The sequence below is a fragment of the Brotaphodocola sp. genome (assembly GCF_050873065.1).
Taxonomy (GTDB): Bacteria; Bacillota; Clostridia; order Lachnospirales; family Lachnospiraceae; genus Brotaphodocola.
Map to the genome: position 1 here is coordinate 1 of NZ_JBNMIC010000041.1, position 20316 is coordinate 20316.

Annotated in this window: 19 protein-coding genes; 16 read left to right on the forward strand and 3 right to left on the reverse strand. The window is 50.0% G+C overall.

Features of this window, described 5'->3' with window-relative positions; translation table 11 throughout:
* Positions 1-302: 302 nt before the first annotated feature.
* On the forward strand, positions 303-1154 hold the full coding sequence (locus ACR0QE_RS10260; RefSeq protein ID WP_432628261.1) for a histidinol-phosphatase HisJ family protein: 852 nt from the start codon (positions 303-305) through the stop codon (positions 1152-1154).
* Positions 1155-1166: 12 nt separating this feature from the next.
* Here ACR0QE_RS10260 and ACR0QE_RS10265 read toward each other — a convergent pair whose 3' ends face one another.
* Positions 1167-2948, reverse strand: a complete 1782-nt coding sequence (locus tag ACR0QE_RS10265; RefSeq protein WP_432628262.1) for an ABC transporter ATP-binding protein — start codon at positions 2946-2948, stop codon at positions 1167-1169.
* A 225-nt stretch (positions 2949-3173) separates the two neighbouring features.
* Between ACR0QE_RS10265 and ACR0QE_RS10270 the strand changes: the two genes are divergently transcribed.
* The 5 genes from ACR0QE_RS10270 to ACR0QE_RS10290 all read left to right on the forward strand — a co-directional run bounded on the left by ACR0QE_RS10270 (position 3174) and on the right by ACR0QE_RS10290 (position 8372).
* The gene (locus ACR0QE_RS10270; protein WP_432628263.1) at positions 3174-4082 is read left to right on the forward strand and encodes a helix-turn-helix domain-containing protein; all 909 of its coding nucleotides are present in this window, start codon (positions 3174-3176) and stop codon (positions 4080-4082) included.
* A 104-nt stretch (positions 4083-4186) separates the two neighbouring features.
* Positions 4187-4870: a DNA-3-methyladenine glycosylase family protein gene (locus ACR0QE_RS10275; protein WP_432628264.1), complete on the forward strand. Its 684-nt coding sequence runs from the start codon at positions 4187-4189 to the stop codon at positions 4868-4870.
* An 85-nt stretch (positions 4871-4955) separates the two neighbouring features.
* Positions 4956-5783 (forward strand): SpoIIIAH-like family protein, encoded by an 828-nt coding sequence (locus ACR0QE_RS10280; protein WP_432628265.1) that lies wholly within the window; start codon positions 4956-4958, stop codon positions 5781-5783.
* 126 nt (positions 5784-5909) lie between these two features.
* On the forward strand, positions 5910-6296 hold the full coding sequence (locus ACR0QE_RS10285) for an Asp23/Gls24 family envelope stress response protein (protein WP_177977678.1): 387 nt from the start codon (positions 5910-5912) through the stop codon (positions 6294-6296).
* 276 nt (positions 6297-6572) lie between these two features.
* Entirely contained in the window at positions 6573-8372 is a 1800-nt protein-coding gene (locus ACR0QE_RS10290) for a subtype B tannase (protein WP_432628266.1), read from the forward strand.
* Between the two features lie 84 nt (positions 8373-8456).
* Here ACR0QE_RS10290 and ACR0QE_RS10295 read toward each other — a convergent pair whose 3' ends face one another.
* A complete protein-coding gene (locus ACR0QE_RS10295; RefSeq protein ID WP_432628267.1) occupies positions 8457-8885 on the reverse strand; it encodes a DMT family transporter in 429 nt (142 codons plus the stop codon).
* Positions 8886-9099: 214 nt separating this feature from the next.
* Here ACR0QE_RS10295 and nusB point away from each other — a divergent pair, with 214 nt between their 5' ends.
* The 10 genes from nusB to ACR0QE_RS10345 all read left to right on the forward strand — a co-directional run bounded on the left by nusB (position 9100) and on the right by ACR0QE_RS10345 (position 18716).
* Positions 9100-9558 carry a transcription antitermination factor NusB gene (gene nusB, locus ACR0QE_RS10300; protein ID WP_432628268.1) on the forward strand — a complete coding sequence of 153 codons (459 nt, stop codon included), beginning with the start codon at positions 9100-9102 and terminating at the stop codon, positions 9556-9558.
* Positions 9559-9772: 214 nt separating this feature from the next.
* On the forward strand, positions 9773-11035 hold the full coding sequence (gene xseA, locus ACR0QE_RS10305) for an exodeoxyribonuclease VII large subunit (protein WP_432628269.1): 1263 nt from the start codon (positions 9773-9775) through the stop codon (positions 11033-11035).
* Positions 11032-11262: an exodeoxyribonuclease VII small subunit gene (gene xseB / locus ACR0QE_RS10310; protein WP_432628270.1), complete on the forward strand. Its 231-nt coding sequence runs from the start codon at positions 11032-11034 to the stop codon at positions 11260-11262. The genes xseA and xseB overlap by 4 nt, the downstream gene beginning before the upstream one ends.
* A complete protein-coding gene (locus tag ACR0QE_RS10315; protein WP_432628278.1) occupies positions 11255-12154 on the forward strand; it encodes a polyprenyl synthetase family protein in 900 nt (299 codons plus the stop codon). Before xseB ends, ACR0QE_RS10315 begins: the two co-directional genes overlap by 8 nt.
* A 51-nt stretch (positions 12155-12205) precedes the next feature.
* On the forward strand, positions 12206-14098 hold the full coding sequence (gene dxs / locus ACR0QE_RS10320; protein WP_432628271.1) for a 1-deoxy-D-xylulose-5-phosphate synthase: 1893 nt from the start codon (positions 12206-12208) through the stop codon (positions 14096-14098).
* An 88-nt stretch (positions 14099-14186) separates the two neighbouring features.
* The gene (locus ACR0QE_RS10325; protein ID WP_432628272.1) at positions 14187-14996 is read left to right on the forward strand and encodes a TlyA family RNA methyltransferase; all 810 of its coding nucleotides are present in this window, start codon (positions 14187-14189) and stop codon (positions 14994-14996) included.
* A 39-nt stretch (positions 14997-15035) separates the two neighbouring features.
* On the forward strand, positions 15036-15899 hold the full coding sequence (locus ACR0QE_RS10330; protein ID WP_432628273.1) for an NAD(+)/NADH kinase: 864 nt from the start codon (positions 15036-15038) through the stop codon (positions 15897-15899).
* Between the two features lie 110 nt (positions 15900-16009).
* Positions 16010-16462, forward strand: coding sequence for an arginine repressor (argR, locus tag ACR0QE_RS10335; protein ID WP_432628274.1), 453 nt, complete (start codon positions 16010-16012; stop codon positions 16460-16462).
* A gap of 20 nt (positions 16463-16482) precedes the next feature.
* A complete protein-coding gene (gene recN / locus ACR0QE_RS10340) occupies positions 16483-18156 on the forward strand; it encodes a DNA repair protein RecN (RefSeq protein ID WP_432628275.1) in 1674 nt (557 codons plus the stop codon).
* Positions 18147-18716 carry a GNAT family N-acetyltransferase gene (locus ACR0QE_RS10345; RefSeq protein WP_432628276.1) on the forward strand — a complete coding sequence of 190 codons (570 nt, stop codon included), beginning with the start codon at positions 18147-18149 and terminating at the stop codon, positions 18714-18716. Before recN ends, ACR0QE_RS10345 begins: the two co-directional genes overlap by 10 nt.
* A 13-nt stretch (positions 18717-18729) precedes the next feature.
* On the opposite strand, the gene spoIVB is transcribed toward ACR0QE_RS10345, so the two are convergent.
* Positions 18730-20070: a SpoIVB peptidase gene (spoIVB, locus tag ACR0QE_RS10350; protein WP_432628277.1), complete on the reverse strand. Its 1341-nt coding sequence runs from the start codon at positions 20068-20070 to the stop codon at positions 18730-18732.
* Positions 20071-20316 lie beyond the last annotated feature (246 nt).

Here is a 20316-nt window from a genome sequence, read left to right on the forward strand (position 1 = left end):
CCGTATGTTATCGTTAATTCGTTCATTAGAATGATTGATAATGAAAGTCTCATAGAAACGAATCAGTCTTATATACTTTCGAGTATATTTGGAAGTTCATGTATATGAGAACCCAACGAGCTTTAGCCGTTGGAGTGTCAGGAATGGAAGATGTTATGCTTGGACAAGTGAGGAAATATATCATTTTGAAAAGTATAATATCGAACTTAATGAAGATTTTATCAGGCATGTTTTAAAACGATACGGTTTTTTGAAGTAATGAATGTAGGAAAAGGAAAATAAAAATTGCGGGAGGATAAAAAATGAGGGCTGATTATCATGTACATACGGAATACAGCGATGATTCTGCTTATGAGATGGAGCAGGTGGTTCGGGATGCGATCGAGAAAGGCATTGACGAGCTGTGCTTTACGGATCACGTGGACTATGGAATTAAGAAGGACTGGGATGAGCCGGGGGAGACGGTTTGCCGTGTGGGCGGTTCAGGTGAGCCGGAGGCAATGGTTTTAAATAACGTGGATTATCCGAAGTATGTGGCGCAGATTCAGGAGCTTCAGGCGAAATACGGGGATAAGATTTCACTGAAACTGGGACTGGAATTTGGGATGCAGCGGCATACAATTGACCGGTATGAGCGGTTGTATGAGCGATACCCGTTTGATTTTATTATTCTCTCTGTTCACGAGGTGGAGAATCAGGAATTCTGGAATCAGGATTTTCAGAGAGGCAGAAGCCAGCAGGAGTACAACGAGCGGTATTATCAGGAATTGCTGTATCTGGTCAAGCACTATCACAATTACAGCATTCTGGGTCATGTGGATCTGATCACAAGATATGACGAGGCGGGGATTTATCCGTTTGAGAAAGTAAAACCTGTGATTACGGAGATCCTCAAGACCGTAATTGCGGATGGGAATGGGATTGAGGTCAATACTTCCAGCCACAGATATGGTCTCAAGGATCTGACTCCGTCACGGGATATTCTGAGATTGTACCGCGACTTAGGTGGGCGGATTATCACGATCGGAAGCGACAGCCACAGACCGGAACATCTCGGTGCATATATCGATGATACAAAACAGGAATTGCGTTCTCTTGGCTTCAAGGAATACTGTACATTTGAGCGGATGAAGCCGGTCTATCATTTGTTGTGAACTACTCGGTCATTAAATGTTTTTGAACAGCTGAGTCCGGACGAGGGAGGCATATTCGCCGTTTCGCGCCATCAGTTCTTCGTGGGAGCCGAGTTCCGTGATCTGTCCGTTGTCAATGACGGCGATGCGGTGGGCGTTCTTGACAGTGGACAGGCGGTGTGCGATGACGATCGTGGTGCGCCCCGATGACAATTTTTCAAAAGTCTTTTGGATTTTTGCCTCGGTCACGCTGTCGAGGGCGCTGGTTGCCTCATCAAGAATCAGAATCGGCGGATTTTTCAGGAAAATCCGGGCGATCGAGATGCGCTGTTTCTGTCCGCCGGAGAGGAGAACGCCGCGCTCCCCGACATTTGTCTCAAAGCCCTGCGGCATTGCACAGATGTCATCGTAAATCTCAGCCAGCTTGGCGGCCTCGATGACTTCTTCCATCGTCGCATCGAGTCTGCCGTAGCGGATGTTTTCTGCGATGCTGTCCGCAAAGAGGAAGACATCCTGTGACACAACACCGATGTTCTGGTGAAGGGATTCCTGGGTGACGGTGCGGACATCCTGCCCATCGATGCGGATTGCTCCGCCTGTCACATCGTAAAAGCGCGGGATCAGCTGACTTAAGGTCGTCTTTCCGCCACCGGAGGAGCCGACAAAGGCAACCATCTCGCCCGGCGCAATTTTCAGGGAGACATTGTGCAGAATATCGCGTCCCGGCTGATAGGCAAAGGAGACGTGGTCGATCTCAATGCCGCCTTTGACGTGGGTGAGAGAGTTTGCGTCCGGGGCATCAGTCAGTGACGGTTCGGTCCGCATCAGTTCCACGAAGCGGTGCAGGCCGGCTGTGCCGTTTGCAATCAGCTCGCTTGTCACGGCAAGACGCCGGATTGGATTGACGAAAGTAGTGATATAGAGACTGAAGGTAATCAGGTCGATCGTGTTGAGTTCGCCCCGCATGATAAGTGCCCCTCCGACAGCAATCACAACGACGGAGAGCGTGCACAGGAAAAATTCCATCACGGAATTAAAACGTCCCATTGCCCGGTGATATTCGTATTTGGCATTTCGGTAACTGCTGTTGGCAGAGTCAAATTTGTGAAGCTCCGCATTTTCATTTGCAAAGGCTTTTGCCGTGCGGATGCCGGAAAGTCCGGACTCAAAGTCTGTGTTGATGCTTGCGGTCGCCTTTTTGACATGGCGGGAGGCATTCCGCATTCCTGCCTTGCAGCGCCAGACGACAGTCAGAAAAATAGGAATCATCACTGCGATGACGAGAGCCAGCCGCCACTGAATTGTGAACATGATGATGAGAGCACCGATGATTGTCACGGAGGAGACAAAGATGTCTTCCGGGCCGTGGTGGGCAAGCTCTGTGATGTCAAACAGATCGGCTGTGAGACGGCTCATGAGCTGGCCGACGCGGTTGTTGTCGAAATAGTCACAACTTAAGTCCTGGATGTGGCGGAACAAATCGCGCCGGATATCGGTCTCGACGAGAATGCCGAAATTGTGTCCCCAGTACCAGATGATGTAAGTAAATACTGACCGCAGAACATAGGCGCAGAGAACGGCAATCATCACAAGCCAGAATGTCCGCCATGCTTTTTGCGGAAGAAGCGTGTACATACACCAGCGGGATACGGCGGGAAATGTCAGGTCAATGAGTGCGATCCCGAGCGCACAGATCATGTCCAGAAGGAACAGATGAATGTGTGGCTTGAAATAAGACAGGAAAATCTGGAATTCTGTCTTGCCACGAAAGTCTTTTGAAGCTTTTGAAAGGTTTAAATCATTTTGGTTTTTCACGGAAGAGTCCTCTTTTTCCAAAGTTTTTGCCGCAGAGTTATTTCAGCAAATCTCAAAAAATAAAGTTTTTGCCAAGATTTCCCTGTTGCGATATAATTTTATCACAGGAATCAGGGACTTCATATCGAATTATCCTCATTCTTTATCACAATATCCTCAAAAGAGGAATTTCAAAAAATGGAATCCTCAAAAACTCAAAAAATCCGGAGATTTATAAGTAAAAATATGAAGCATATAAGACAACTTAACCAGGAAAGCATTCTCAATTCTGTCAACTTAAAGGCGGGAACCGATTTCCCTTATCTGATTCTGGATGTTGTGGATCAGAACAGTGTTCCGCTCAATCCGGGATTTCGTGTCTTGCATTGGCATGAAGATTTTCAGTTTGTTGTTGTCCATCGTGGGAAGATAGAGATCCAGACGCTGGATGATTCTGTGGTTCTGACGGAAGGGGAAGCAGTCTTTATCAATAAAAATGTAGTGCACTGTGTCCACCAGTGTGGCAGGTGTCATTATCACAGCATCATTTTTCCCGACTATTTTCTCAAGTTTTATTTTAATTTTCCGGGCAGGACTTTGGTCGACAGCATTTCTGCAAACGATGCCCTGCCCTTTTTAAAGTTTGAGCCGACGGTTCCTTGGCAGGGGGAAATTCTTGAGCGGATTCAGAATCTCCTGAAAATCAAGTCGGACAGCGAGTTTTATTCGTATGAGGTCTTGGTACAGCTGACCGCACTCTGGCTCACGTTGAGAAAAAACATTTCTTTGCCGGCTGCAGTAAATCCGCATCCGCTCAATGACAGAATGCAGCAATTTTTGCGCTATATTGCACTGCACTATGCGGAAGAAATTTCTCTGGGGGTACTGGCGTCGAGTGCGAATGTCAGCAAGTCGGAATGTCTGCGCTGTTTTAAGATCAGTCTTCAGACGACACCGTACCAGTATCTGATTGAGTTTCGGCTTGCGCGTGCAGCAGAACTTCTGTGCAGCACGGATCTGCCGGTTGGGGAGATCGCCGGTCAGGTTGGATTTCATCAGGTCAGCCATTTCGGGAAATGCTTTAAGGAAAAGACAGGGTGTACACCGAAAGAGTACCGGAAAAATAACGTGTTAGAGACAAAAATAATAAAATAGTGATGCGGAAAAGAGAATAGCTGAAAAGCAGCAAAATCAAGTCAAATGGAATTTATTCAGAGGAAATTAAATTGAGTAAAATCGAAGTGAAAGGAGACGAAACATTGTACTTTCCATATGGAGATAAAGAGATAACATATCTGAGGGACAAGGACAAACTCTTGGGAGAGGTTATCGACAAAATTGGTTATATCGAGAGGGAGACGGATCCGGATTTGTTTTCCTCTGTTGTTCATCATATTGTCGGACAGCAGATTTCCAGCAAAGCGCAGGCGACGATCTGGCAGAGACTGAGGGATACGTTAGGAGAGATAAATGCACAGACCATTTCCTCAAAAGAGGTTCCGGAATTGCAGGCGCTTGGAATGAGCTTTCGCAAGGCGGAGTACATCAAAGAGTTTGCGGACAAGGTGCAGGGCGGAGAATTTGATTTACAGAAAGTGGAGCAGATGTCTGATGCAGATGCAATAGAAGCACTGTCCTCCCTGCGTGGAATCGGTGTGTGGACGGCGGAGATGATTTTGTTGTTTTGTCTAAAACGTCCGGATGTGTTCAGTTTTGATGACCTTGCGATCCAGAGAGGGCTTCGCATGCTTTATCATCACAGAAAGGTTGACCGGAACCTGTTTGAGAAATATCGCAGGCGGTTTCATCCCTATTGCAGTGTCGCAAGCCTTTATCTCTGGGCGGTTGCGAGCGGAGAACTTCCGGATATGAAAGACTATGCGCCGAAAAAGCCAAAGAAGAGCAAAAAAGATTCAAAGAAGAGAAGTGCACAGGATTTGTGAGTTCCGGCTTGAGGGAGGCGGCATAAAATAAAATCAATTGCATAGAATAAAAGTGTCAAGGCGGGTGGAATAAAGGAGTGGCATCATGAAATTGAAAAAACCGGAAATACGTCCGCAACAGGACGGGGACGGAAAAGTGAAGCGACTGTTCCGCAGAAATCAGATGATTATCACGACACTTGCGATTATGATTGCGGCAGCCGGATACTTGAATTATGCAGGAAAAAAGGAACTTGAGGCGAGCACAAACACGGGAAATCCGATTTATCAGGCGGGAAGTATGGAGATCTCGGACGAAGACCTGCTTGCGGAAAATCAGCTTGCGGCGGACAAGAACGGGCAGAGCGGACAGAGTGTGGATGATAGCGACAATGTGCAGCCGCAGGCCGAGGGAAATCTTCTCCAGGCAGAGGCAGGAGGAGAGCAGACGGACGGAAGCATAGGTCAGCTCGCAGCCGATACAGGGCCCCAGCTTGCCGAGATTGACAGCTGGGATGCGGAGGAGAGCGGTCTTGAAAATCCGGGGGAGGCAGTGCTGACAAGCGGAATTACCGTCTCAGATTACATAGCCGGAGTGCAGATGAACCGGGAGCAGATCCGTGCAAAGAACAAGGAGACGCTCAACAGCATCATCAACAACACAAACATTGATGAGGCGGCAAAGCAGGAAGCGATTCAGAACATGATTCAGATGACAGCAGTTGCGGAGAAGGAAAATGCTGCGGAGACGCTTCTTCAGGCGAGAGGATTTTCTGATCCGGTTGTGAGTATCACCGATGGAAAGGTGGACGTTGTGATCAATGCGCCATCGATCACGGACCAGCAGAGGGCACAGATCGAGGATATCGTGAAGCGGAAGACGGAAGTTCCGGTTGACGGGATTGTGATCACGCTGATGAAACTGGAAGAGTGAGTGCTGTTGTACATGAATGGGAATGAAAACAACCCTTTGCAAAACAGCCGTCATTTGCTATAATAACAGCAGAACAAAATGCAGAATACAGCTCTGAAATGACGGAGCAATTGAGGAGGGATAGACGTGGCAGAACTGGAAGGAAGAAATACCCACAAGGTATATGAGAAAGATAAAATCGGAGAGGTTCGCATCGCGGATGAGGTGGTTGCAATCATCGCAGGCCTGGCAGCGACAGAGGTAGAGGGCGTTGACTCGATGGCAGGCAACATCACAAATGAACTTGTCGGAAAACTCGGCATGAAGAATCTGTCAAAGGGTGTGAAGGTGGATGTGACGGAAGAGCATGTGTCCGTTGATCTGTCTCTGAACTTAAAATATGGATACAACATTCCGGATGTCAGCGAGCGCGTGCAGGACCGCGTGAAATCTGCGATCGAGAATATGACCGGTCTGACGGTTCTGGATGTCAACATCCGGATTGCAGGCGTGAATCTCGCAGAGGAAAAGTAAGCTCAAAAAAGTGAATCTGAAAAAGAAAACTGAAAAAGTTTAAAAATCAAAAATGAAGAGGGAGTCTGGCGGTTGCCAGGCTCTTTTTTTGCCTTTTTCATGCACGTCCTGTTGAAAATTTGCTCACAGAAAAGACACAGAAAAAACACTGTTTGCAAATATTTTTTCCATAGAATGATGGAGTTGAGTCGTTCATGTGACAGGAAAAATGAGGATATATGAGAGTATAAGAATGTAAATGTGCAATGAGATGAGAGAGTGAGAGGAGAGAGAACCATGAATTTGAGACGAGTGATTTTGCGAGGAGGTCTTTTGATGACGGCGACGGTGTCCGCCTATGCGCTGTCGGGATGTCAGAGCGCACAGACGGAGAAAATTCAGACGGAGGGACAGAAAGGAGAATCTGGTGAGCCGGAACATTCTGATAATCAGAATCAGGATCAGAACGATCAAAAGGGAGAAAAGGGAGACTCTCCATTCTATGCGGGAATGGCGATGAGCGAGACCCCGGATCTCTCCGAGCTTTTAACCGGAAGCATGAATCTTGCAGATTATCAGGACAAGTGGGTCTACTACGAGGAGTACGGCTGTTATGGTCTGGAGTATGTTGTCTACTGTGAAAATCCTGCGGATCCGGTGAAAGAGTGTATGAATATTTATGTTCCGGAAGCCTACATGAATTCGGATGGAACCATCAATCTGGAGGGAACGGTCAACGGCTATACGGCAGAGACAGCACCGATCATTTATAAGAATGGTATCGGCGGATATGCACAGGCGGATGCTTCGAAGATGTCAGAGAAAAACAGAAGTTATATCGATCAGGGATATATTTTTGTCTCCCCGGCAAGCCGTGGAAAGGAGACGCAGGCGGAGGACGGAACCTATATTGGAAAGTCCCCGGCAGGTCTCGTGGATCTGAAAGCGGGAATTCGTTTCTTAAAGGCAAATGATGAGGTCATGGCGGGAGATGCCGACCGCATCATCTCGATCGGAACGAGTGCGGGCGGAGCGATGAGTGCGCTGCTTGGCAGCACGGGAAATGTTTCCGATTATGATGTTTATTTAAAAGAGATCGGCGCGATCATGGATCAAACTGATGACGTGTATGCGGCACAGGCTTACTGCCCGATCACGGATCTTGACCATGCCGATCAGGCGTATGAGTGGATGTATGAGAATCTTCAGACATACAAGAACAGCAGAAGCAATCAGGAGGGCGAATCGAGCGACTTTGAGAAGGCAGTCTCTGGCCTGATGGCATCTGAGTACGTGGATTATATCAATGCTCTGGGACTTAAAGATCCGGAAACCGGGGAAACGCTGACGCTCGGAGAGGATGGCCGCAGCGGAAGTTTTTATGAATATATGAAAAAGCAGGTTGAGGATGCTGCGACGAAGTATCTGACGAAACTTTCCGATGGTTCCCTTTCCGCGACGTACTCTCTGGATGATTATCTGAAAGGAAATTACACGAAGACCGGTCGCGGAAAAAGACCGGGAGAGGCAGGAAAAGAGGAAGCAGGTACGGATCTGAGCAGTTTCCTGACCTGGGATGGCACGACTGCGAAGATCTCGAGTCTTGATGATTATCTGAGTGCGTACAACCCGAGAATGAAGACGGTGATGGCATTTGACAATCTGGAGATGACAGAGAATTCCGGTGAGAATCTGGAGTTTGGCGATGCCGACCATAAGTATATGCATTTTGATTCCTACATGTCCGGTGTTCTCGAAAAATTAAAAGAGAGTTTTCCGAGTGAGTATGCCGAGTATGCAGATGCTTATTCCGCAGTAAACGGGGATCAGGAACTTGCAGAGCGAAAGAAGCTGCTCAATCCGTTAAATTACATCGGAAATCAGGATGCGAAAGCAGATACGGCAAAATACATCCGGATCCGCGTCGGCACGCAGGATGCGGACACTTCACTGTCAATCTCTGCAGAGGTTGCGCTTACACTTCAGAATCAGACGGATGCGGATGTCGACTATGCACTTGTCTGGGATCAGCCTCACGGAGATGCCGATTATGACGGAGAACTGATCGAGTGGATCGACCAGATCTGCCAGAAGTGAGAGTGAGGATTCCTTGTGAAATTATGGTGCTGTGACTTGAAACTTGGTTTATAGTTAAAAAACCTGCAGACAGAAACCTAAACCTCACAAATGAAAAATCACAATCCCTGCGATTGCGATTCCGGCACCGAGAAGACGGTGCCATTCAAACGGAACTTTTTCCACTCCGAAGAGTCCGAAAAGCTCAATCCCGTATGATACGAGAATCTGAGTCACAACGATTGTGAGCGTTGCGCGGGCGGGGCCGAGACGGTCCATGCCTTTTACAACACTCCAGGTGATAAATGCCCCGAGAACGCCGCCGATTAACAGGTACCGGGGGCGGATCTGAAAAAGAGAAGAGAACGGAGCACGGTCTCCAAATATCCAGAACAGAGCGCAGGTTAAAAGCGCCGTCAGCTGAACCCAGACGGCACAGAGCCAGACCCCGCTCTGTTTTGTCACTTCTGTATTTAAAACTCCCTGAATACTCATCAGCGCGCCGGAGAGAAGCGCAATCAAAAATCCCCACATCACAAAGACCTCCCAAATGATTCCAAAAATACAGGAAATAAAAAAATATCGGAAAAATTGAGCTATTTATTTGCCAAATCCGGGAAAGAAACAGTAACAGTATGCGGAAATTGGGAAAATTTTATACGAAAACCACTTATTGAGTATCTGAAAAAAATGTGATATGATAATATCCAACTATGCAGATAGATATGTGCCAGGAGGAAAAGAAAGAATGACCAGAAGAGAAATGCGGGAACACTGTTTTAAAATGTTATTTGGGGTAGATTTTTACCCGGCAGAGGAGACCGCAACGCAGGTAGAACGGTATTTCGGTTCACCTGATGAGGATGATACAACAGCAGACGGAACCCTGGAGATCGTTCACCAGGTAGAGATGGCAGACAAGGACAGAGAGTTTTTGATTGCCCGCGTGGAGGAGATCGTGCCGATGATTCCGCAGCTTGATGAGGAGATCAATAAAGCAGCGCAGGGATGGAACACAAAGCGTATGGGACGTGTGGAACTGACCATTCTGCGTCAGGCAGTCTATGAGATGCGCTATGACAGCGATGTGCCGGATAAGGTAGCGATCAATGAGGCAGTTGAGCTTGCCAAGAAGTTCGGAGGAAACGATTCTCCGGCATTCATCAACGGTGTGCTTGCAAGACTGGTGAAGGATCAGGCAAACTAAAAACTCAGAGTGGATGTCCCCCTCCTTTATAGGTAGGGATATCACAAGATTTCTCAGGAGGGGAGACAATCCACTTCTGAGTTATACGCTCCGCGGGTATGCGCAGTGATTTTGATGGGAAGATGTCAGCAGAGCTGACCAAAATCACGCGCCAAGTCTCCGCGAGCGTCGACTTGAACTCTAAGACCGGAAGGGACAGCGAAGGGCGATTGGAATGGCAAGTGTTTATTCGGTTGCACAGGTAAATTCTTATATCAAAAATATGTTTGCACAGGATTTTGCCCTGAACAGGATTTCTGTCCGTGGGGAGATTTCCAACTGCAAATACCATCCGTCCGGACACATCTATTTCACGATGAAGGACGGAGGGGGAACTCTGAGTGCCGTGATGTTTGCCGGACAGCGCAGAGGACTTTCTTTCAGGCTGGAAGAAGGGCAGAGTGTGGTAGTGACCGGAACCGTCGATGTGTATGAGCGGGACGGAAAGTATCAGCTGTATGCAAAAAAAATAGAACTCGACGGGCGGGGCGATCTCTATGAGCGCTTCTGCCGTTTGCGCGAGGAACTGGAAGAGATGGGGATGTTTGCTGGAGAGTACAAACGCCCCATTCCGCGTTACGCGCAGAAAATCGGGATTGTCACGGCGAGTACCGGAGCGGCAATCCGTGACATTATGAATATCACTGCGCGCCGAAATCCTTTTGTCCAGCTGATTCTCTACCCGGCTCTCGTACAGGGAGAAGGGGCAGCAAAGAGTATCTGTGCAGGAATCCGGACACTCGATGAGATGGGACTTGATGTTCTGATTGTCGGGCGCGGAGGCGGTTCGATCGAGGATCTCTGGGCATTCAATGAGGAGAGCGTTGCGAGGGCGATCTTTGAGTGCCGGACACCGGTGATCTCAGCGGTCGGCCATGAGACGGATGTGACGATTGCGGATTATGTGGCGGATCTTCGCGCACCGACTCCATCGGCAGCCGCGGAACTTGCAGTGTTTGACTGGAATCGTTTTGAGAGCGACTGCCGGGCGTATGAGGCAGCCCTCACGCGGGCAGCAGGGCGCGTGCTTGAGCGCCGCCGTCATCTGCTTGAACGGTACCGCCTGCGTCTCGAGATGCACGATCCGCAGCGACAGATTCGCGAGAAGCAGCAGAGGCTTGCAGATATGGAACAGAGCATAAACAATGCGATGGAGAGACGGCTTATGGAGGCGAGACACCGTCTTGCACTTGCCGGAGGCAGACTTCAGGGGCTCTCTCCTCTCGAGAAGATCAGCAAGGGCTTCGGTTTCCTGACGGATCAGAGCGGGCACAGGATTGAACAGGTCTCTGATGTGAAAGCCGGAGATCCGATCACAGTCCGGATTTCTGACGGCCGGATTGAGGCGGTTGTCACGGATGTCCGGACATCCGGGATGCCGGTCGGAGAGACAAATCCGGCAGCAGCAAGGGCAAGAAAGGGAGACTCGGTGAGATGAGAAAAAAATCAGTGGAAGAACCGTCCGCAGAGCTGTCCGTGGAGCAGACATTTTTACAGCTCGATGGGATTTTGGAAAAACTGGAATCTTCGGACACGACGCTTGAGGAAGCGTTTGCCTGCTATGAAGAGGGAATCCGGCTTGTGAAGTCCTGCACGGAGAAGATAGACCGCGTGGAAAAACAGATGATTGTTCTTCGGGGAGGAATGGAAGATGGGAATGAATGACAAGGAAATGCTGAAAGAAGAGCTGAAAAAGCGCACGGCGGAGGTTGAGGCGGTTGTGGAATCGTTTCTTCCAGAGGAGACCGGGCACCAGAAAACGATTTTTGAGGCGATGAATTACAGCGTGCGCGCCGGCGGAAAGCGTCTGCGCCCGATGCTGATGGAGGAGACGTATCGCCTTTTTGGAGGAGACGGAGAGGAGATTCGTCCGTTTATGGCAGCGATGGAGATGATCCATACCTCCTCACTGATTCACGACGATCTTCCGTGCATGGACAATGATACCCTCAGAAGAGGTCTTCCGACGACCTGGGTGAAGTTTGGATATGACATGGCAGTTCTCGCCGGAGATGCCCTGCTGATTTACGCGATTGAGACTGCGGCGAAGGCATTTGAGAAGACGAAGCGCCCGGATCTCGTCGGACGCGCAATCGGAATTCTCTCCCAGAAGACCGGAATCTACGGAATGATCGGCGGTCAGGTTGTGGATGTGGAACTGACCGGAAAACCGATTCCGCAGGAGAAACTGGACTTCATTTACCGGCTGAAGACCGGAGCGCTTCTCGAGGCGTCGATGATGATCGGAGCTGTACTTGCGGGCGCGAGCGAGGAGGAGATCGCAGTTACGGAGCAGATCGCATCGGCTGTCGGTCTGGCATTCCAGATCCAGGATGATATTCTCGATGTGACGAGCACATCGGAACAGCTTGGAAAGCCGGTTCTCAGCGATGAGAAGAACAACAAGACCACCTATGTGACGCTTGTTGGAATCGAGCAGGCGCACAGGGACGTGCAGGAGATCTCTGAGCGCGCAGTGCAGCTTCTTGAGAAACTGCCGGGAGAGAATCCTTTCCTGGCAGGACTGATTCGGATGCTTGTGACGAGAGATAAGTAAAAATAGCAGAGGAGAAGGGGCCGTTAAAAGCGGAAGGGCACAGGAAGAGTTATGATTCTGGAACGGATAGAAGGACCATGGGATGTAAAAAAACTGACTCCTGATCAGATGAAGACGCTCGCAGCAGAGATCCGCCAGTTCCTGATTGAAAAGATCAGTGTGACGGGCGGGCATCTGGCGTCTAATCTCGGAGTCGTGGAGCTGACCATCGCCCTGTATCGGGCTTTTGACCTGCCGAAGGATAAGGTGATCTGGGATGTGGGCCATCAGTCCTACACGCACAAGATTCTGAGCGGGCGCAGGGAGATGTTTGATGAGCTGCGCCAGTATGGCGGAATGAGCGGATTTCCGAAACGCAAGGAGAGTCCGTATGATTCTTTTGATACGGGACACAGTTCCACTTCCATTTCAGCAGGTCTGGGAATTGCTCAGGGCCGTGATCTTCTGGGAGAAGACTATTCGGTTGTTTCCGTGATCGGAGACGGGGCGCTCACCGGAGGAATGGCTTATGAGGCGCTGAACAATGCAGCGCATTTGAATAAAAATTTTATTATTGTACTGAACGACAACAACATGTCAATCTCGGAGAATGTCGGGGGAATGTCCAAATACTTGAGCGGACTTCGCTCCGGTGCCGGATACAACCGTTTGAAGAAGCGGGTGTCAAACGGCCTTCTCAAGATTCCGCTTGTCGGAGAAGACCTTGTTGACAAGATCAGCCGGACGAAGAACAGCATCAAACAGCTGGTCATTCCGGGAATGCTCTTTGAAAATATGGGAATCACCTATCTCGGACCGGTTGACGGCCATGACATTCCGGAGATGACGAAGATTTTCAAGGAAGCGAAGAAGATGGACCACGCGGTTTTAGTCCATGTCCTGACGAAGAAGGGAAAGGGATACAAACCGGCGGAGGAGAATCCGTCGCGCTTTCACGGAGTCGAGCCGTTTGACATCAAGACGGGAAAGGCACTTCGCACGAAACAGTTTCCGACATACACCGACATATTTTCGGGTGAACTTTGCAGGCTTGCCGAGAAGAATCCGAAGATTGTCGCAGTGACGGCGGCGATGCCGGACGGAACCGGACTGACGGCATTTCGGAAGGCATACCCAAAGCGGTTTTTTGATGTGGGAATTGCAGAACAGCATGCGGTGACGTCTGCGGCGGGAATGGCGGCAGCGGGACTCAAGCCTGTCGTTGCGGTTTACTCATCATTTATGCAGCGTGCGTTTGACCAGATTCTCCATGATGTCTGTATTCAGGATCTGCCGGTTGTCTTTGCACTTGACCGCGCAGGTCTTGTCGGAAGCGACGGGGAGACCCACCAGGGAATTTTTGATCTGTCTTACCTGACCTGCATCCCGAATATGAGCGTGCTTGCACCGAAAAATCTGTGGGAGCTTGAGCGGGATCTTCAGTTTGCGATGACGTATGACCGTCCGATTGCAATCCGTTATCCGAGAGGTCAGGCATACCGTGGACTTGAGGAGTATGACTCTCCGATTGAGTATGGAAAGGGAGAGATTCTGATGCAGGGTGAGGAGATTGCACTTCTCGCAGTCGGAAGCATGGTGAGCACGGCGGAGCATATCCGCAATAAACTCGGCGAGGAAGGCTGGAACTGCACGCTTGCAAATGGAAGATTTATCAAGCCGATTGATGAGGATTTAGTCAGAAACTTAGCCGATCATCACAAGCTGATTGTCACGCTGGAAGAAAATGTCCTTCAGGGTGGTTTCGGGCTTGATGTCACTGCTCTGGTTCACGCGTATGCACCCGAGGTGAAGGTGCTCAATATCGCACTTCCGGATGCGTATGTGGAGCATGGAAATGTTTCCCTGCTCAGAGAGACCGTAAAGATTGACAGTGATTCGATCATCTGCACGATGCGGGAGTTTTATCCGGCGCTAAAAAATAAAAACGGGAAGACCGATGAGTAGTCCAACGCACAGGGATCGGACAGCGTGGACAGATTGTGCAGTGATATAGTGGTGTAGTAGTTATAGAGAAGAGAGGAACAGGAAAAAGATGAAAGAAAGACTTGACGTGATGCTTGTGAACCGGGGACTTGCAACTTCCCGGGAGAAGGCAAAAGCGATCATCATGTCCGGCATTGTCTATGTGGATGGACAGAAGGAAGACAAGGCCGGATCCATGTTTGAAGATAAAGTAAATGTAGAAGTGCGGGGAACAACGCTCAAGTATGTCAGCCGCGGCGGTCTGAAACTGGAGAAGGCGATGACGCATTTCGGCGTGCAGCCGCAGGGAAAGGTCTGCATGGATGTCGGTTCCTCCACAGGAGGATTCACGGACTGCATGCTTCAGAATGGCGCCATCAAAGTCTATGCGGTTGATGTCGGACACGGACAGCTTGACTGGAAACTGCGCAATGATCCGCGCGTGGTCTGCATGGAGAAGACGAACATCCGCTATGTGACTCCGGACGATATTCCGGACAAGATCGGTCTCTCCTCCATCGATGTCTCCTTTATCTCTCTGACAAAGGTTCTCGGACCGGTCAAGGCACTTCTCGCAGATGACGGACAGGTTGTCTGCCTGATTAAACCGCAGTTTGAGGCGGGACGCGAGAAAGTCGGAAAGAAGGGCGTTGTCCGTGAGAAGAGCACCCATCTCGAGGTCATTCGCAAAGTGATGGAGTTTGCTTCCGAGATCGGATTTGAGATCCTGAATCTGGAGTATTCTCCGATCAAGGGACCGGAGGGAAATATTGAGTATCTTCTGCATCTGCAGAATCATACGGACGGACAGATCCGGGGAGAATTTCCGGTCGATGAGGAGGCAGTTGTGGAGGCTGCGCACCAGACCCTTGACAAATAGAACCGTGTAAAACGGATTAGAGCAGGAGAGCCAGAGTCTATGAAGCATTTTTACCTGATTGCAAACCGGTCAAAGGAAGGGGCCGTGGAGACAGCAATACGAATTCGGGATTATCTGATCGCCCGCGGTGCAACCTGTGCCGGAGGTGTGGAGGAAGATCCGGAAAAATCCGGAAAAAAGCACCGAAACGGCTACACCGATCCCGATGACGTTCCGCCTGAGACAGAGTGTGTGATCACGCTCGGCGGAGACGGAACGCTGATTCAGGCGTCGCGAGATCTCGTTGCGCGCCAGCTTCCGTTAATCGGCATCAATCTTGGAAATCTCGGCTATCTGACTCAGGTTTCGAGAGGGGAAGATATCCGTCCGATGCTTGAGGCGCTTCTCAATGACAATTATACTCTCGAGAACCGGATGATGCTCGAGGGACGGGTGACCGGGGAGGACGGGATTCGAACCGGGGTTGCACTCAACGACATTGTCCTTGCGAGAAAAAATGTCCTTCAGATGCTTAAATTCCGCGTGTTTTTGAATGGGGAGTATCTGAATGAATATCTCGCGGACGGCATGATTGCCGCAACGCCCACCGGCTCGACGGCATACAACCTCTCAGCCGGAGGTCCGGTTGTGACGCCGGGGACGGAGCTGATTGTTCTGACCCCGATCTGTCCGCACACGTTGGGGGCGCGCAGCATTGTACTCTCTTCGGAAGACCGGATTGGAATTCATCTGATGGAATATCGGGACAAGGAGCAGACGGCTGTCTTTGACGGAGATCAGGTCGTGGATTTGAAACCGGGGGATACGTTGGAAATTTTCCGTTCCCGCAATCATACTGTGCTGATCAAATTGAAAAATATCTCGTTTTTGGAGACACTGAGAAACAAGATGGATCGAGTGTAAAGTAATAAGATAAGAGGGATACGGACAGGGCACAGATCTGCGAAATGTCTTTGCGGGCAAGGATTCTGGAGCATATGGAGCATCAACATCAACCTTTTTGGAGGGGAAAAATGAAACTGGAACGTCACAGCAAGATTGTTGAACTGATTGGAAAATATGAGATTGAGACACAGGAAGAACTGGCGCAGAAGCTGCAGGAGGCCGGATACCGGGTGACGCAGGCGACGGTTTCGAGAGACATCAGGGAGCTTCGTCTGACGAAGGTTCCGTCGGAGGGCGGCCGTCAGCGCTATGTGGTGATGCAGAATCCGACGACGACATTCAGCGACAAGTATATCAGAATCCTGAAAGACGGGTATGTGTCGATGGATATGGCCCAGAATATTCTTGTGATCAAGACAGTCTCCGGCATGGCGATGGCAGTGGCAGCGGCGCTCGATGCGATTCATTTTCATGAGATTGTCGGCTGTATCGCCGGGGATGACACGATCATGTGCGCTGTCCGCAGTGTGGATGACACGATTCTTGTGATGGATAAGATCAAGAAACTGGTGGCAGAATAGCGGAATAAGGAGGACGCAGGATGCTTCTGGAACTGCATGTAAAAAACCTTGCGCTGATTGAGCAGGCGGATGTGGAGTTCGGAGACGGACTGAACATTCTGACCGGTGAGACCGGAGCGGGAAAGTCGATTATCATTGGGTCAGTCAATCTGGCCCTTGGACAGAAGGCACCGAAGGAGATGATCCGCAGCGGCAGCGAGTACGCCTATGTGGAACTGATTTTTTCGGTGGAAGAGGAAAAGAGGGCGCTCCTAAAGCAGATGGATATCTATCCGGATGACGACGGCACCCTGATTATTGCAAGAAAGATTATGCCGACGCGCAGTGTCAGCAAGATCAATGATGAGACGGTGACAATCGCAAAACTCAAGGAAGTTACCGGTCTTTTGATTGATATTCATGGTCAGCACGAGCATCAGTCTCTGCTTCACGCATCCAAACATCTGGAAATTCTGGATACTTACGCCAAATCGCAGATCAGTCCAATTAAAGAAAAGACCGCGAACTTGTACAGAGAGTATGGGATGTGGAAGGCGCGCCTTGAGGAACTCTCCGGGGATGAGGAGAGCAGACGCAGGGAGTATGATTTTCTTCAGTTTGAGGTGGATGAGATTGAGCAGGCGGGGCTTAGGGAAGGCGAAGAAGAGGAACTGACGGAGAAGTACCGTTTTTATTCCAATGGAAGAAAGATCGCAGAAAGTCTCGCTGTCGCATATGAGGCGGTGAATTCTGAGATGGTTGGACGGGCGATCCACGAGGTCGGAGAAGTCGTGGACTACGATCAGGAACTGAGGCCGATTCAGGACCAGCTCTATGATGCGGAGTCCCTTCTTGACGATGTGCATCACGCGATTGGAAGCTATCTCGAGGGAATTTCCTTTGATGAGGAGGAGATGAGGCAGATTGAGGAGAGACTTGATCTGATCCACAACCTTCAGGCAAAGTATGGCGGCACGGTCGCGGAGATTTCCCGGACCCTCGAGGAAAAACAGAAGCGTCTCGAGGAGCTGGAGCATTTTGACGACTACCGGAGAGAGGCAGAAAAGGGACTCGAAAAAGCGGAAAAACAGCTTGAGATTGTCTGTGGGGAACTCTCAGAGGCGAGAAAGAAAGCGGCAGTGATTCTGACGGAAAAGATCAGGGAGCGGCTTCTCGATCTGAATTTCCTCGATGTGAAGTTTTCAATGAATTTCAAGCGCCTGCCGCATTACACGGCCGGTGGATTTGACGAGGCGGAGTTTGTGATCTCGACAAACCCTGGCGAGCCGGAGCGCTCCCTCGGACTTGTCGCTTCGGGCGGTGAGCTTTCAAGAATCATGCTCGCGATCAAGACGGTGCTTGCAGACACGGATGAGATTCCGACGCTGATCTTTGATGAGATCGATACCGGAATCAGCGGACGGACTGCACAGAAAGTCTCGGAGCAGCTCGCAATCATCTCAAAGAATCATCAGGTGATCTGCATCACGCACCTTCCGCAGATTGCGGCGATGGCAGATGAGCATTTTGAGATTGCAAAATCGGCAGAGAACGGGAAGACGAGAACCGCGATCCACGAACTTGATGAGACGCAGATGATTTCCGAACTTGCGCGTCTTCTCGGCGGCGTTGAGATCACCGGAGCGGTGCTTGAGAATGCAAAAGAGATGAAGCTGCTGGCAGAGAAGACGAGAGAGGAAAAACGATGTCATTAATCAGAAAAGCGAGGGAGAGCGATCTTGCAGAGATCGAAAAGATTTATGAGAAGATCTTGAGCCAGGAGGAAGCGGGAAAGACGGCAATCGGCTGGGTTCGTGGAGTTTATCCAACTTTGAAAACGGCGTGGGAGGCATGGAACGCCGGAGAATTGTTTGTGATGGAAGCCGGAGATGAGAAAGGCGGACAGGCAACTGGAAAACTGACGGGAGGAATACTTGTAGCGGCAGCGCGGATCAACCAGATTCAGGTTCTGGAATATGCGGATGCAGCCTGGGAGTATGAGGCTTTAGATGATCAGGTCATGGTGCTTCACACACTTGTCGTCGATCCGGACTGTGCGGGAAAAGGGTATGGAAGCGAATTTGTGGCATTTTATGAGAAGTATGCGGGTGAGCACGGCTGCCCGTATCTCCGCATGGACACCAACGCAAAAAATCAGACAGCGCGCAGACTCTATCACCGTCTCGGATACCGGGAAGTCGGAATCGTCCCCTGTGTGTTCAATGGGATTTCCGGAGTCCAGCTCGTCTGTCTGGAAAAACGTCTCAATTTTTAAATTTTTTTCTTTTTTATTCTGATTGGGAGCCGGAGCGATCGACTTCCAGCATCGTTTCAATAAATATTCCATATCCTCTTGTTGAATCTTGAACAAAGACATGAGTGACTGCTCCGATCAGTTTTCCGTTCTGGATGATCGGGCTTCCGCTCATGCCCTGTACAATTCCGCCGGTCAGCTTTAAAAGCTCCGGGTCGGTGATGCGGATGACCATACTCTTGTTTTTCTGGAGCGGATTCAGCTCAATTTTCTGAATTTCAATTTCATAATCCCGGATCTGTCCGGAGACATTGCTTCGAAGAAGGGCGGGACCCTTCTCGATATCCTGACAATGGCCGATCGGGATTGCGGTGGAGAGTGCACGGGAGCGCAGGGTTTCATTTGCATTTCCGAAAATTCCGGCGTCCGTGTTGGCGTTGATCTTGCCGAGGAGACAGCCGGGACCGTAATAGATGACGCCGGCCATGATGCCGGGGTTTCCGACACTGCCCTTCTCGATTCCGAGAATTTCCGTCTCATAGAGGGAGCCTTCATGGCTTTCCATCAGACGTCCGGTATCCGGGTCGCTGATTCCATGCCCGAGGGCGCCGAAGCTGCCATCTGGCTCTAAGTAAGTCATTGTTCCGATCCCCTGTGTGTCGTCGCGGACCCAGGCGCCGAGCATACAGGCACCGTCTGCGGTCTGCACGGGACGCACGGAGACCTCGATCTTTCTGTCGTCTCTTCGGACTTTGAGGAGAACACTCTCGGAACCTCCGACATGGCGAAGCTCGGTGATCAGGGCTTCCTTGCTTGTCAGAGGATGTCCGTTGATCGCCTCGATGTAGTCGCCGGACTCGAGAATGCCGAGCGCGGGCTCCGTCTCATTTCCGGTTTCGTCCGTGACTTTTCCGGTTCCAACGACGAGGACTCCGTCTGATTTGAGGTAGATTCCGATCGGAAAGCCGCAGGGAATTGCACTGCGCTGTTCCACGACGTCGAGCTGGATATTTTTGAGCCGGATTGCTCCGAAGAGTTTCAGACCGAGCTGATAAGTACCTGATTTTGTCGCGGAGAGTGACAGCGGGGAATCGCCGGAAATCCGCACGGAGTTTTCCGGAATGTTGGATGCGTTCCGCAGGGATACCTCGGAGCTTTCATCGAGAAGAGTCACCTCAAGCGGAAGTCCCCCGAGAGAAAATGAACTGGTCTCATTCCGTGTGAGGCTCAGCTGGTCGGGAATCTGGCGCTCAAAGGTGTACCAGGTAAAGCCGAGCGTGAAGAAGAGGCTGACAAAGAAGGTGTGGATGAGTCCGCGCCGCAGGCGGGGATTTGCCTTGGAGAGCTTTTGGGGTATATTTTTGTCTGTTTTCATGGCAGTATGTCCTCCTCAATTTTTCAGATGTGCGTTTAAATGGGATGTTATGGTGTGCCTGTGAGTTTTCTGATGTTAGTATGTGAAAGATGAGAGGATTCACACTGTCAGTTTTTTGGTTTCGCGCCAAAATTATCTTTGAGTTTTTTTGAAATGAGGCTACCGCAATCCCACTGACTTTAGACGGTGGGTTAAGGTAGCCAAAAGTTAGATATTATTGTATGCTTATATAATGGGAACATGGAA